This is a genomic window from Paludibaculum fermentans (assembly GCF_015277775.1).
Classification (GTDB): domain Bacteria; phylum Acidobacteriota; class Terriglobia; order Bryobacterales; family Bryobacteraceae; genus Paludibaculum; species Paludibaculum fermentans.
The window spans coordinates 3172928-3187160 of the sequence record NZ_CP063849.1 but is presented as its reverse complement, the minus strand read 5'-3'; the positions used below and the strand labels follow the sequence as shown (position 1 = coordinate 3187160).

Annotated in this window: 8 protein-coding genes; 3 read left to right on the top strand and 5 right to left on the bottom strand. The window is 63.0% G+C overall.

Features of this window, described 5'->3' with window-relative positions; all coding sequences use genetic code 11:
- Positions 1 to 3: 3 nt before the first annotated feature.
- On the top strand, positions 4 to 870 hold the full coding sequence (locus IRI77_RS12405; RefSeq protein ID WP_194452365.1) for an ATP-binding cassette domain-containing protein: 867 nt from the start codon (positions 4 to 6) through the stop codon (positions 868 to 870).
- Here IRI77_RS12405 and IRI77_RS12400 read toward each other — a convergent pair.
- Positions 850 to 2805 (bottom strand): HD domain-containing phosphohydrolase, encoded by a 1956-nt coding sequence (locus tag IRI77_RS12400; protein WP_194452364.1) that lies wholly within the window; start codon positions 2803 to 2805, stop codon positions 850 to 852. The two genes, IRI77_RS12405 and IRI77_RS12400, sit on opposite strands and share 21 nt — an antisense overlap.
- A 249-nt stretch (positions 2806 to 3054) precedes the next feature.
- On the opposite strand from IRI77_RS12400, the gene IRI77_RS12395 reads away from it, so the two are divergent.
- Positions 3055 to 4728, top strand: a complete 1674-nt coding sequence (locus IRI77_RS12395; RefSeq protein WP_194452363.1) for a S8 family peptidase — start codon at positions 3055 to 3057, stop codon at positions 4726 to 4728.
- A 56-nt stretch (positions 4729 to 4784) separates the two neighbouring features.
- Here IRI77_RS12395 and IRI77_RS12390 read toward each other — a convergent pair whose 3' ends face one another.
- Together IRI77_RS12390 and IRI77_RS12385 are read right to left on the bottom strand one after the other, a co-directional pair.
- The gene (locus IRI77_RS12390; protein WP_194452362.1) at positions 4785 to 6101 is read right to left on the bottom strand and encodes a zinc dependent phospholipase C family protein; all 1317 of its coding nucleotides are present in this window, start codon (positions 6099 to 6101) and stop codon (positions 4785 to 4787) included.
- Between the two features lie 276 nt (positions 6102 to 6377).
- Positions 6378 to 9977, bottom strand: a complete 3600-nt coding sequence (locus IRI77_RS12385; protein WP_194452361.1) for a hybrid sensor histidine kinase/response regulator — start codon at positions 9975 to 9977, stop codon at positions 6378 to 6380.
- A 586-nt stretch (positions 9978 to 10563) separates the two neighbouring features.
- On the opposite strand from IRI77_RS12385, the gene IRI77_RS12380 reads away from it, so the two are divergent.
- Complete coding sequence (locus tag IRI77_RS12380; protein ID WP_194452360.1) at positions 10564 to 11580, top strand: cytochrome-c peroxidase; 1017 nt, start codon at positions 10564 to 10566, stop codon at positions 11578 to 11580.
- A 176-nt stretch (positions 11581 to 11756) separates the two neighbouring features.
- On the opposite strand, the gene IRI77_RS12375 is transcribed toward IRI77_RS12380, so the two are convergent.
- On the bottom strand, positions 11757 to 12437 hold the full coding sequence (locus IRI77_RS12375) for a hypothetical protein (protein WP_194452359.1): 681 nt from the start codon (positions 12435 to 12437) through the stop codon (positions 11757 to 11759).
- Between the two features lie 32 nt (positions 12438 to 12469).
- Positions 12470 to 14134, bottom strand: coding sequence for a S8 family peptidase (locus IRI77_RS12370; RefSeq protein ID WP_194452358.1), 1665 nt, complete (start codon positions 14132 to 14134; stop codon positions 12470 to 12472).
- Positions 14135 to 14233 lie beyond the last annotated feature (99 nt).

Sequence of the window (14233 nt, the reverse complement as noted above, 5' to 3'; positions counted from 1 at the left end):
CTGTTGAGGCTCAAGATTTCGGCCGGCTACCCTGGCAAGCCGGGAGTCCTGCGGGACGTCGCCCTCGAGATTGCACCGGGCGAGATCGTCGGACTTGTGGGCCGCAGCGGGGAAGGGAAGAGCACGCTCATTCTTTCCATCCTGGGGCTGCTCGGGCTCAAGAACGGGACCTGCACGGGTGGAATCGAGTTTCAGGGACGTGATCTGCTGCGCCTGAAAGAGAAGGAGATGCGCAAGCTGCGAGGGCTGCAGATCGCCCTGGTGCCGCAAAGTCCGCTCTCCGCCCTGAATCCGAATCTCCGGTTGGGGGCGCAGCTCGAGGAGTGCTGGCGAGCGCATCGATCAGGGAAGCCAGAATGGCAGCCTCTGCTGGCCAGCGTGAGTCTCCCTACGGAGCCGGCGTTTCTGCGGCTGTATCCGCGGAACCTCAGTGTCGGCATGGCGCAACGATTCCTGATCGCGCTGGCCCTGCTGCACCGGCCGGCCCTGTTGCTGGCCGACGAGCCGACCAGCGCGCTCGACACCATTACGCAGGCCGAGATCCTGGCGCTGTTCCGGCGCCTCAACCAGGAAACCGGCGTGAGTATCCTCTATATCTCCCACGACCTCGCCTCAGTCGCCGCGATCTGCCAGCGGGTGGCGATCCTGCACAGGGGCGAGTTGGTGGAGAATGCGCCGACGGAAGAGATCTTCCGCACGCCCCAGCACCCGTACACTCGGCAACTGCTGGCGGCTATTCCTTCGCTGCCGAGGGTTATGAACGAGGCTCCACCGGCCGTTCAGACCGGCGGCCTGGCGGCGCTGGATTCGGTGCACCGGACCCCGGCTGCTGCGGAGACGACGGACGACCTATCTCGGCTGAGGAGCTAGCTCCAGCCGGCGGGCCAGCCTGGCGGAGATCGGCAGCAGGGTGTTCAACTCCCTGGTGCGGAAGGCGTCCCGCCCCTGGCGATAGAGGGAGAGCACGTGGGTCACCCCGGAGGCTGTCTCCAGCGGCACGGCCAGGGCGGAACCCAGGGTGCTGAAGCGGGACGGGTCGTTCAGGTAGCCCGGCTCGACGGAAGGGTTCCCGTTCATGATGGCCTTATTGTTCTCGGCGACCCAGCCGGCCAGCCCCATGCCCATGGGGATCTCGAGCGAGGAGAACTGGCGCTGGGCCTCGCCGTCCAGGAAGACGGGTAACAGGCGCTCGCCCTCGCACTGGTAGACGGCGAGGACATCGTAGGGGATTTCGCTTCGCAGGATCTCACTCGCCAGGGTGAAGATTTCGGGCTGGCTGACGCAGTTGCTGAGTTCGCGGTCCACACGATCCAGCAGGATTCTCTGGGTCTCGGCAGCCTGCATGGAGTTGTGAATACTCGTCAGGTCGTTGGCGGTGGTGTCCGCGGACGCCTCGAAGCCGGCGGCGGGCGCGGCCCCGCGCTCCACTTTGAGTTCCGTGGATAGCTTCGTCTTCTGCGCGACGACGCTGGCCTTGGCCATCCGCTCGAGTTCTTTGTAGCGGCGGGAAAGGACCTCCACGATGCGGGGATCGAAGCTCCGGCCGGCTTCGCGCCGCACCATGGCCAGCGCCTCGTCCAGCGGCAAGGCGCGGCGATACTGCCGGTCGGACGCCAGGGCGTCGAGGCAGTCCACCGCGGCGAGGATGCGGGCGCCGATGGGGATCCCCTCGCCGGCGAGACCGTCGGGGTAGCCGCTGCCATCCCATTTCTCGTGATGGCCGCGCACCATGGGGGCTACGGGGTAAGGGAATTCCACCTGTTCAATCAACTCGGCCCCGACGATGGGGTGGATCTTCATCTTCTCGAACTCTTCCGGTGTCAGCTTGCCCGGCTTCGAGATGATGTACTCCGGGACGGCCAGTTTGCCGATGTCGTGCAAGAGAGAGGCGGCTTCCAACGCCTTGAGTTCGTTCTCGCTCAGCCCGAGTTCGCGTCCGATCTCCATGGCGTAGACTTCGACCCGCGCCAGGTGATCGCGGGTGGTCTGGTCCTTGGCCTCCACCGCGACGGCCAGGGTCTGAATGGTCCGGCGATGCAGCGAGGCGAGTTCCTCGGCGTGGCGTCTCTGCTGCTCCGCGTGCAGTTTGTCTTCCTCCAGGCGTTCGACATAGAGGCGGTGGGAGCGATAGACCACGTAGAGCACGGGCAGCACCAATAAGGACGACTGCCAGCCGAAGGCCTTGCTGAATGCGTTCAAACCCAAGGCGACAGCCGCGCCGACCAGGTAGTTCGGGAACGACCAGAAGTACGATTCGCGCCACACTGCCCAGGCCGACTTTTCTTCAGTGAGGGCGATGACTAGCGCCACCGAGAAGGTGTTCGTCAGGAAGAAGGCGCCGGCCGCGAACATGAGCAGCAACGGAGCTTCAAACCAGCTCTCCAGCCGCAGGCCCGCGTGATAGGCGAAGTAAGACGCACCAATGGAGCAGGCGATGCTGGCGACATTAAAGATGGACTGCACCGCGCGCGGCGGCCGCTTGGCCAGAAAGAACCGCTGGAACAGGATGCCGCCGCACCCCATCACCAGGGTCTCGCCCAGGCTCAGTGACGCAATCCCGATCAGGATGAAGAGGAAGTTCATCGACATCGTGCCCGAGCCCGCCGAAAGCGTGACCTTCATGCCGGAGGCGATGGCCGAGATTCCGAGGTAGAAGAGGAAGCGGCCCCAATCGTGGGACTGCCAGTTCCATAGACCGTAGCCGAGGACAGCGGCGCCTCCTAAGGTCACGAGTACGATGTAGGCTTGCGCGAGTCGGGGCGTCTGGGGCGGCGCCGGTTCGGTCGACTCGATGGGAGTAGGCATAGTAGTTCCGTGGTGGCCCAAGTCGTACATCGGCGTACGGATTCCTGTGCTTTAGGTACGAGTTTGCGTCAGGATTGGCGCAGGCAGCGCCACGACTGACGCCGCCGCTGGCTCCGCTGATCTGGAAGATCGCATTAAGTATTGTGTTCTGAGCGGATTACCTCGCTGGGCGAGTATGGTCCGGGACGTGCGATTAGGCATCCCATGCGATTCACCAGCTCAATTCTCTCCCTTGCTCTCCTGCTAACGATGAGTACTGGACTGTTCGGACAGAATTCCAAGCTGGCGCCTGACTTGGCCGCGTTGCTGAACACCCCCGGCAACTCCCAGAGGCAGGTGGATGTCATTGTTCAGCTCAATCCGCCAGGCCTGTTGCAGACCGTCACGGGGTTGGTGGGTTTGTTGCCTGGTGTGAACCGGCTGCTCTACTCCCTTATCCCGGCAGTCACCCAGACCCTGCCCGTCGCCTCGATCCTGTCGCTGGCGAACCTCTCCAGCGTGAAGTACATCTCGCTGGATCGCCCTGTGGGCGCCACCCTGGCGAGTGCCACCGACTACTCACATGCCGCGATTGGCGCCAGCTTCGCAGCCTCCTATGGCCTCACCGGTGACGGGATTGGCGTGGCTGTTCTGGACAGTGGGATCGCCAATCACCCTGATCTCGCCGGACGGGTGGTGTACCGGGAGAGCTTCGTCGCCTCTAAGAACGCCGATGACTACGGGCATGGCAGCCACGTAGCCGGGATCGTTGCCGGCAACGGAGCTTCGTCGAAGTCCGGCGTCACCGGCATTGCTCCGGGTGTCAAGCTGATCGACTTGCGGGTGCTGGACGCCAACGGGATGAGCAGCGACAGCGTGATCATCGCCGCGATCGACCGGGCCGTCCAGCTCAGCGGCAAGTACAACATCCGGATCATCAACCTCTCGGTGGGCCGCCCCGTCTACGAGAGTTACAAGAATGACCCGTTGGTGCAGGCTGTGGAAGCGGCCTGGAAGAAGGGAATCGTGGTGGTGGTGGCCGCTGGCAACTTCGGCCGCAATGGCTATTCCACGATTCTGTCGCCCGGGAATTCGCCGCTGGCTATCACCGTGGGGGCGATGAAGACGCTCGACACGCAGTCGACGTCCGATGATCAGATTGCGAGTTACAGTTCCAAAGGCCCTACCTGGGGCGACCTGATTGTGAAGCCGGATCTCGTGGCGCCGGGCAACCTGATCATGTCTTTGCGAACGCCCGGGTCAACGCTGGATCGCGCCTATCCTGCCAGCGTAGTGGACGACAGTTACGCGCGTCTCAGCGGCACGAGCATGGCGGCCCCGATGGTGAGTGGCGCGGCGGCACTGATGCTGCAGCGCACCCCCGGCCTGACGCCCGATACGGTGAAGGCCCGGCTGATGAAGACGGCGTCGAAGAGTTTCCCCGTGGCCAGCGTGACCGTGGATCCGACGACTCAGGCCGTTTACCCGGCAACTTACGACATGTACACCGTGGGCGCCGGCTATTTGAACCTGTTGGGCGCGTTGAACATCTACGACAGCACCAGCCGTTCGGCTGCTTCGCCCGCGGTTGCGTACAATCTGGCCGCCGGCCAAGCCCTGCTCACCGCCGCGACGCAGACCGTGTGGGACAACAACCTGTGGAGCCTGGCCAACGTGTGGGGCACTCGTTCACTGGAGCCTTTGACGGCAGCATGGGGCTCCGCCGCGGCTTGGGGGAGTGCGGCCGCCTGGGGTTCGACTGCGGCCTGGGGCTCCGCCGCGGCCTGGGGTAGTTCGGCCGCCTGGGGTTCCACCTCGCCCTGGGGTAGCAGCGCCGCGTGGGGCAGCACCGCGGCTTGGGGCAGTTCCGCGGCTTGGGGGAGTGCGGCCGCCTGGGGTTCGTCGGCTGCCTGGGGCAGCAGTACGAATGGTAAGGGCGAATAGCGGCCGGGGGTAAAGACCGGGTGCTCGCAACAGAGTGGTGAGTGCGCCGCCGTCCGTCACTCGGGGCTTCGGGGGCTGTTGGGGATGCTGCGGGGCGCGGCGGGCGCGGCCTTCGGACCCGATTCCAGGGCCTTCAGTTCGTCGACGGCTTTGATCACCCTGGCCCATTCCGTGGTGTCGGTTTTGGTGGATATGGGCGCGTGGAGGTCCCCGTAGAACGCAAGGACGTCCTGCCGCAGATCGGGAGTCATGTCCGCGTAGTGGCCGTCGAGTTTTAGCAGCAGTTGGGCATACGTCCGGTCGGCCAAGGTGTATTTGCCGGCCTCCGTCGGTTCGCCGACATCAAAATTCTCGTTCGGCAGCGTCAGCCGGCCTGCGCGGGTGGCGGCCAGTAGCTCGCGGTAACGGTCGAGCGTTGCGTTGAAACTCTTCATGAACAGCTTTTCGACGGCGGGGGTGGGTGTCTCGAAGCGCAGCGCGCGAGCCCTGCCGATGCGCGGCAGGATGTTGAAGAAGAACGCCAGAATTCTCGACCGGATTCCCGGCTTCTGATACTCCTTGCCCCATTCCTTGCGGTAGCTGGCGCGGGACAGGTTGTAGAGAAACTTCCGGCGCGTGGTGCCTGGCGCATCCCGGACGATCTCCTTCTTCTTCATCTGCCACGCGACTCGTGTCATCGCAGGAATCGTCGAACTGACGGCGTGGCGGTAGGAGCCGATGGCGAGGCCGGTGCTGGTGAAGACGTCACCCAGTTTCAGGCCGTAAGTATCGAAAAAGGCGCGCTCCAGCACAGGCCGCGCTACCTGGAATCCGATAAAGCCGTGGTAGCTGTCCGGGGCGTAGTGCCCCTGCGCCACCTGCAGGACGTCAAAGGCCAGTTCCGTCTTCACGTGGGACAACGCATCATCCGCGTAAGTGACTCGATTCCCGAACTTCAGGCGCAGTTTCGGGTACAGCATGGGGATGGCGACGTTGGTGGCAATGCGGTGGCCGTTGTTGTCTGAAGCGTAGTGGGACAGGGCGCCCAGAGCGAAGGCATATTCGTTCAGATCCTCGGAATCGCGCAGCAGGTTGAGTACGAAATCGCCGCTTCGGACGTAGTGCAGCAGGTCAGTGAACAGCTTCGAGCCGAACGGGTAATAGCCCATGTCCTGCAGAATGCTGCCTCCGTAGGCATAGGCATGGGCTTCTTTTAACTGCTCCGGTGTGGAGTTCGGAAAGCGTTGCAGCAACAGGGGTTTGAGGGAGATATCCCAGGCGGAGTCGATAATCGCTTCGTGGGCCAGGACCGAATAAGCGGACGCATTGGGCGCTGACAACAGCACCGCCAGCGCCAGGCCCAGTACACTATGCCCGATCCGAATCCCTCGCATGAATCCCTCCGATCCAGAACCTTGCACGATTGTCCAATCAATCCACATTCGGGCACAAGAGGCCGGCACACGCCCGTGCCATCCTAGTATCTGGTAGCAACCAAAGGCCCACTTTCGTACCGGCGTTGGGTGGTGGTTGCGCGCTCACTGCGCCCGACCTGGCGGGCTATCGGGAGTCTGGCGCCGCAGCTGGAGGAGTGCCCTCCACACGTCATTCGACCGCATTCGGTCAGCCGGTTAGCCGCCGGATAGAAACGTTGGGCGCGGGCGCCAGCGTCAGGAGGACGACTGCACGCACTCCGGACTCCCGGTGGAGAGGGGCCGGGGCGGCTCCTGTTCCAGCGTTCGATAAAACTGCACCGGGTCAAACGGCTTTACGATGACCGCATCCATGCCGATCTCCAGGCAGCGCTGTTGAACGTGGTTCATCGCGTGGGCGGTGAGCGCGAGAATGGGCACCCGGCAACCTGTGATGCGCTCCCGTTCGCGAATCAACTGTGTCGCGGTCCAGCCGTCCATCTCTGGCATTTGGAGGTCCATCAGAATCCGGTCGAAGCTTCTGGATTCCGATCGCTCCACCGCCTGGCGCCCATTGTTGACGACCTCCACGGCGTGGCCGCGCTTCTTCAATAGCGCCACAGCCACCCTTTGATTCACGACATTGTCTTCGGCCAGCAGGATGTGAAGTGGAGACGAGGTAACGCCCTCGGTTTCCGAGGAGCTGGCTGGCACCGGCTCAGGCCGAGCCGCGACCGCGTTGGCATGCACCCAGAAACGGAAAGTGCTCCCCCTGCCGGGATCGCTGTCGACCTGAATCCGGCCGCCCATGAGGTGGACCAGCCGCGAGGAAATGGTCAGGCCCAAGCCGGTGCCGCCGTAGTTTCGGGACGTGGTTCCATCCGCCTGCCGGAAGGCTTCGAAGATCAAAGCGCGTGCTGCTTCCGGGATGCCGATCCCCGTATCGCTGACGGCAAAATGCAACTCGAGCGAGCCGCCGTCCGAGGCTTCGGCGCTAGCGGCAACGTGTACTTCGCCCTCGTGGGTGAACTTGAGCGCATTCCCAATGAGATTCAGCAGGACCTGCCGGATGCGGCGTTCGTCGCACTCCAGCCACTCTGGAACATCCCGCGCGATGTCCCACGTCAGGCGGATGCCTTTTTCCCGTGCGACGGCGAGGAATGTCGCGCAAGCGCCCTCCATCAGTTCCCTCAGCCGGAACGGAGCCGCCGCGATCTCCAGTTTGCCCGCCTCGATCTTCGAGAAGTCCAGGATGTCGTTCAGGATGTGCAGCAGCGACTGGGCACAGGATTTCACCATGTGAAGCGATTCCTGCTGCTCCGCGTTGACGGCCTGGGCCAGGGTCACATTGATCATGCCGATGATGCCGTTCATGGGCGTTCGGATTTCGTGACTCATGTTGGCCAGGAACTCATCCTTCAGCAGATTCGCCTGGCGGGCTTGTTCGAGCAGCCGTTCGATCTCGGCATTCTGGCCTACGATGCGGTCCTGCTCGATTCTTAACTGCTGGGTACGTTCCTTGACCGCCGCTTCCAAGCGGGCGCTCTGGGAGAGCAGGCGCCGCGTTCTCCAGAGAATGACGGCGGCGAGCACCAGGAGGATGGTGAGGACGATGACGGTGCGGAACCACCAGGTCCCCCACCACGGCGGCTGGATGGTGAAGCGGACCTGGGCGGTCACCTTGCTCCAAATCCCGGCGGCATTGCGGGCCGTGGCTTCCAATACGTACCTGCCGGGTGGCAGGTTGGGGAAGCGCACCTCGCGCTGTTTTGTTTCGAGCCAATCGTCATCCAGGCCGACCAGGCGGTACCTGCAGAGGACATCTCCCTCGGCCAGAAACGTCAGGACGGAAAGTTGCGCGGAAAGCGTGCGATTGCGGTAGGGTTCCACGATGGGCTGGTCGAGGTCCGGGGTGCGATCGCCCAATTGAAATCGCGTGAATTCCACGCGCGGCCCGTCCAGCGCCGGCCTGGAGACAGGCACGCGATAGTGGGCCATGCCCCGGCTCGTGCCGATCCAGACGCTGCCGTCATTGTCCTCGAAGAAGGCATCCGTATTGCAGTCGTCCCAGATCAGCCCGTCCTGCCGCCCGAAGTGATGCCAGCGTTTCCCGATGAGAACGTCGATGCCCTGATCGGTACCAAACCAAACCCACCCGCGCCGGTCGACTTTGACAAAAATCGCCTGTCCGGAATGCAGGCCGGATTGCGGGGTGAACGTCTTGACCGACAGGCGTTCGCCGTCCACCTTCACCTGCGAGACACCGCTTCTATCCCGGTAGCCTACCCAGATGCTTCCGTCTGCTCCCTCGGCGAGGAAACCGGCCGCGGTGGAGGCCAATCCGTCCTGTTTGGTGAACCTTCGCCAAACGCCGTTTTCGCGGCGCGCCAAGCCCCTGGTGCCAGCCGCCCAGAACCGCCCCTGCCGGTCTTCGAGGACGGTGGAGACTGTTTCGCCGGCATCTCCGTTCGGTAGTTCCTGCTTCTGAAACTCAGTCTTTCCACTCAGTGGAACCGCAGAGAACAGGCCGCCACGCGTCGCTGCCCACAGCCTGCCCGACTTGTCGAAGGTGAGCGTCCAGATGCGATCGCTGCCGGGTACGCGCGGCAGTGCGAAAGTCTGGACCTGCCCCGTCACCGGCTGAATCCGCGAAATACCGCCCGGAGAACTGCCGGCCCAAAGCGCGCCGTCCGGTCCCAGAGCTAGGGATCTTGTTTTGTTGGCGGCCAGACCGTTCGCCTCGGTCCAGAGGCGCCATCCCACCTTTCCCGTGCGAGCATCCATGCGCATCTGGTTCAGCCCATTGTCGGTCGCCACCCACAACTGGCCCTGGAGGTCGCGCGCCATCTTCCAGACGTGTTCTCCGCTCAATCCCTCAGCCCGGGTCCAGCCCTCCCATTCGTTCCGGCCCACCCAACGGGACAGGCCCGTGCCCCACAATCCAATCCAGAGGGAACCTTCACGATCCTGCAACACCGCGCTGGTTGCCGCCGCGATCAGGCCCTGCTCCTGCCCGGTTACTCGCCATTGACCGTGTGCGAACTCCCAGACGCCGTCATCCGTCGGGACGAAGAGTTCCCCATCCTTGCCCGCCGCCAGCGTGGCAAAATCACCGTTCGACGGTATATTGCGTAGTGGCGCGGAAAACCGGGTGCCGGCTTTCTGTTTCAGCAGCAAACGCTTTGAGCTTCGGATCCAAACCGTGCCTTCCCGGTCTGTCAGCAGCGCGTCCCAGCGGTCGGCCGGCACGCCCTGGTCCTGGCCAAACGACTCCGTCCGGCCGTTCTCGATCCGGCAAACACCCGAGCCGCAGCCATACCAGATGACGCCGCCCTGTTCCACATGCACTCCGTAGGCATGACCGGAGGGTTGACCGGGGATCGGCTCGAATTTCGGCTCCGCACCGCCTGCGGGCTGAGAGGACTGCAGAATCCCGGCATTGGTGGTGAGGTATAACCGCCCCGTCGCATCGCTGGCCAATCCGAAGCGCCCCGCACTCTCGACGGACTGCTTGAAAGCGAAGGCCTCGAACCGCGAACCGCGGCGCCGTGCCAGCCCATGAGAGGTAGCCACCCAAAGCACACCGTCGGAGGATTCCACGATGCTGTCCACGGTGGAACTGGGCAGCCCGTCAGCCTCGCCAAAACGCGCAAATACTGCGCCATCATAGCGGAACAAGCCGTTTTGGGTGCCGACCCAGAGATATCCGGTCCGGTCCTGGAACAGGCATTCCGTCGCCAGATTGCTCAGCCCCTGCTCCTGGCCATAGGTTTTGAAGCTATACCTTTGAGCCTGTAACGAGGGCACCAACAACGCGGCGATGAGTATCGAGTCTCTGAGCTTTGGCGCTCGCGCCAAAATCTTCTCCTGAAGCGGAATTGCACCCGCCACCCCGCCCAACGCGAGAAGGTCGCAGTGATACCTACATTAGGACATCGGCTGAATCTTGACGATTGATTAGTGGGAATCTGATTCGGTGCCGGCTTCTTTTGAACAGGTTCGCCTCGATCAGCGTGATTTTTCTACTGAATTCGGAGGACCGCTGGGCTTCAAAGGCGGTGACCGGCCTCGGCTGGCGGCTCCAGCAGGTGCGCGGCCGCCGCTGCTGCAAGCCATTTGCGAAGTGAAAGACACAGCGGGGCCCATCCGCGGCAGCCTTCGGGCCGCGCGTCCGGCAATCTCCAGATTCCAGTCGCCGTCGTTGTCCCGCAAAGGCTCCAGGTTCGAATTCGACCGCCTGGTTCCCTCGTCCAGCCCCTGGCAAATACCCGTGGATGCCTCTCTTCATGACTCCCTCTTATTAGCTCTTGCAAACCATTTGCAGTACTGCTATTCTGCCTAAATTCCAAAACAAGCAGTCGGAGAGTCTCGCGTGAAGCTTCTTATTACATCAGCCCTCATCCTGGGTTTCTGTCCGGTCACATGGGGTCAGCAGAACGGAGGCATGAGAGTCCTGAAAGAGTTCGTTGGGAAGGCCATCTTCCTGGATACCAATCTTTCGGAGCCGGCCGGGCAAGCCTGCGCCTCCTGCCATGACCCTAAGCACGGTTTCAAAGGAAACGGCGACCCGCTCGTAGCGGTCGTGGGCGGGGCCGTCGCCGGGCGCGCCGGGAACCGGAATCCACCTTCGGCGGCCTATGCCTTCGGCAGTCCCGAACCCGGCTACCAGGTCATCGACGACGAGCAGGTCTATGTCGGCGGGCAGTTCTGGGATGGCCGCGCAGCGAGCCTGGCCGACCAGGCCAAGGCGCCGTTCTTAAACCCGGTGGAGATGAACAATCCGGACCGCGCCGCGGTTGTGCGGAAGGTCTGCGGCTCCAACTACGGCCTCCTGTTCAAATTGGCCTACGGCTTCCGCCTCTGCGGCGGTTCGTCGGCTGTGCCGGACGCCTATGACGCCATTGCGGATGCCATCGCGGTTTTCGAGCGCTCCACTGAGATGAATTCCTTCAGTTCGCGCTACGACAGGTACCTGGCCGGAAAGCTCGAATTGACCGAGAAGGAACTGGCCGGACTGCAGCTCTTTGAAGGCAAGGCTAAGTGTGCGGGGTGCCACCCGTCGGGCCGCCGGTCGCCTTTTACCGATTTCACTTACGACAATCTCGGCATCCCCAAGAATCTGATCCACGAGGCGACAAAGGCCGCGCCTGTCGATTACGGCTTGGGCGCACTGCTGGGTCCGCAGGAGAACGGCCGGTTCAAGGTCTCGACCCTCCGCAATATCGCCATCTCGCCGCCTTATGGACACAATGGCTATTTCCAGACCCTGAAGGAGTTGGTCCACTTCTACAACACCCGGGATGTGGAGAGTGAGAAATGGCCCGCGCCCGAGGTGGAGGACAATGTGAACCGGGACGAACTGGGTCATCTCGGGCTGACCAACGACGAAGAAGATGCAATCGTCAGCTTCCTGGAAGCGTTGACCGACCAGAAGCCGTTCTTCAATCCCTTCATCGAGTGATGGCGGATCCGTTGGGGCGCGTGCCTGCGGGCGTCGGGAGGTGACCAGATGGGCGGGCGGCTGCCCGCTGTTGGCCGCACGACGGACGCCCAGCCGTGCCTCCATTCCGCTCGCGACGGAGTCGGGAATTGCACAGACAGCATCGGTGCAGGAACGCCGCTCTTCGACGGATCCGGTTATTCACTGCGCGCCAGCACGACCACAAAGCGCCGGTAGCAGTCGTGGATCGACCACATCAATGGCAGTGTCGGGATCACCATGCGCCAGCCGGGCAGGATTCCGAGGCTCACTACCCCGCTCACCACGATAACGCCGACCAGATAGTACGGCAGCGCCCAGAAGTTGCAGTTTCTGAAGATCCCGAACAGCGGCCCCTCCTCGATCAGGCAGAGTACAGCCGACACCAGCAGGCTATCCACCAGGTAATCCGTAGCGGCAGCCAAGCCCAGAATCGCGGCGGAGCCCGCGGCCGTGATGCCGGTCCCAGGCCAGTGGGCTACATGGTAGGCGGCCAGCCCGCTCAGGCTGAGTACAGCCGCATTGAAGACAACCTGAACGAAGGCGGGCCGCACGCGCGGCCGCCAAACCGTCTGGACGATCCCGGTGGCCAGGGCGATGATCACGGTTTCGCTGGCGGAGAGCAAGGCGATGCTGGCCAGTACCGGGACAAATCCCCCCGCGACCGTGCCTGTCATCCGCGGCAACGGTATTTTCAAGGTCGACAGGCATACCGCCAGGGCCAGCAGTCCCGCAAACAGCAGCGGATCGTGAGTATTCCACGTCCAGGCTGAGTGCAGCACAGCGCCGGCACCGGCGGATGCGACAAGGCCTATCAGGAAGCTCGCTCTTCTAGGCATGCGGGTATCCCCAATGGACGACTCTCTACGGCCTAGTTCTCGCCCACCACGGTGCTCTCGCCAACAATCTGGCTTGTGCCCCAGACGACACCTGTACCCCAGACCACTCCTGTCCCTTGAGGATTGCCGGTGCCCCAGACCACCCCAGTACCCCACACGACCCCGGTGCCCCAAACCACACCCGTGCCCCACACGACGCCCGTACCCCACACCACCCCGCTGCCCCAGACAACACCCGAGGGCAGGACGAGCGAGACGGTTCCGTTGGCGCTATTGAATGTCGCAGCCGGCGAGGCAGCGGATCCCAGCGCGACTTCAGTGTTCGAAAGCGCAGCTGCTATATCGAGGTAGCCGGCCCCTACGGTAAAGATGTCGTAGTAGCTGAGATACTTCTCGCCCGTCGTGGGCTCAACGGCGACGCTGGAGCTGGGGAACGATTTGTAGGCTGTTTTCATCAGCCGGGCCTTCACCTGGTCCGGAGTGAGTGCCGGTTCCTTCTGCAGCATCAACGCCACCGCACCGGTGACGACTGGCGTGGCCATGCTGGTGCCGCTGATCATGTAATAGCTGCTGGAGAGGCCCTTGGTGCCGTCATTGCGGTAGTAGGAAACCGGAATGCGCGTGCTGGGATTGTTTGCCGGCAGTTGAGCCAGCGGTGAGGAGAGCAGGGAAACAATCTTGTTGCCCGGCGCCACGAGGTCGGGCTTCACGATGTGATCGACCATCGTCGGACCCTTCGAGCTATAGCTGGCGATGGCATCGTCTCCGCGAGACGTTGTTCCGTTGGCCTTCATCGCGCCCACTGTGATCACGAAGGGGTCGTTTGCCGGCGAGTTGATCGTGCCGTAGCCCTTGGTGCCCATCGAGTTATCCCGGCCGTTATTGCCGGCCGCCACTACCACTACGATGCCCGCTTTCCAAAGCTCCTCCACGGCCTTGCAGAGGGGGTCCGTCGCATATGACTCGTAGATCCGCCGGCCCAGCGACAGGTTGACTACACGGATGTTGTACTTGGTTTTCAGCGTGAGCACGCGGTCCAGGGCGGCCAGCACCGCACTATCGGTGCCGACCCCGGTGTCGTCCAGGACTTTGAGGCTGATGATCCTTACGCCGGGAGCCACACCGGTGAGTTTGCGTACCCCGTTGTACAGGGAGTCGTCGCCGTCGCCTGCGATGATTCCGGCGACGTGGGTGCCATGCCCATACCCGTCAGTCGTGGTTCCGCCGACAAAACTCTCGCTATAGACGACACGGGAGACCAGCTTGCCGGTGAGGTCGTTCACACTCGTCACGCCACTGTCGATCACGGCGACGCCCACCCCCTCTCCGGTGTAGCCCCAGGTCCGGGCCAGGTCGCCGCCCACGGTGGCCACGGTCGTGTCGAGCATCCGGCCCACCTTGCGGTTGGGCGTCACGAATACGACGTTGGGGTCGTCAGAGAGTTTCGCGACCAGGCTGGCCGGAACCGAGATCGTCATCCCATTCAATGAGGTGTGTAGCTTCTGGACGAGACCGCCGAGAACCTGTACCTTGCTCGCGTCCGTCGTCGACACCTTGTTCGCCAACTGGACGATCACTTCCACCGTGGCGTCGTCCTTGCGATCCCTGAGGTCCGGTGAGATCTTCTGCAGGTCGATCGCGGGCAGGGAAGCGATCGTCAGGACTAGGGCGAACAGGGATCTTAGGGTTGATTTCATCACGGTCTCCTCCGGGCACCGCAGCTGTTGCAGTCCGGTGGCCATTCGTAAGTGATTGATTTGTTGTGGATTCCTGTAGTTCGCGGAAGCTGTGCCGGA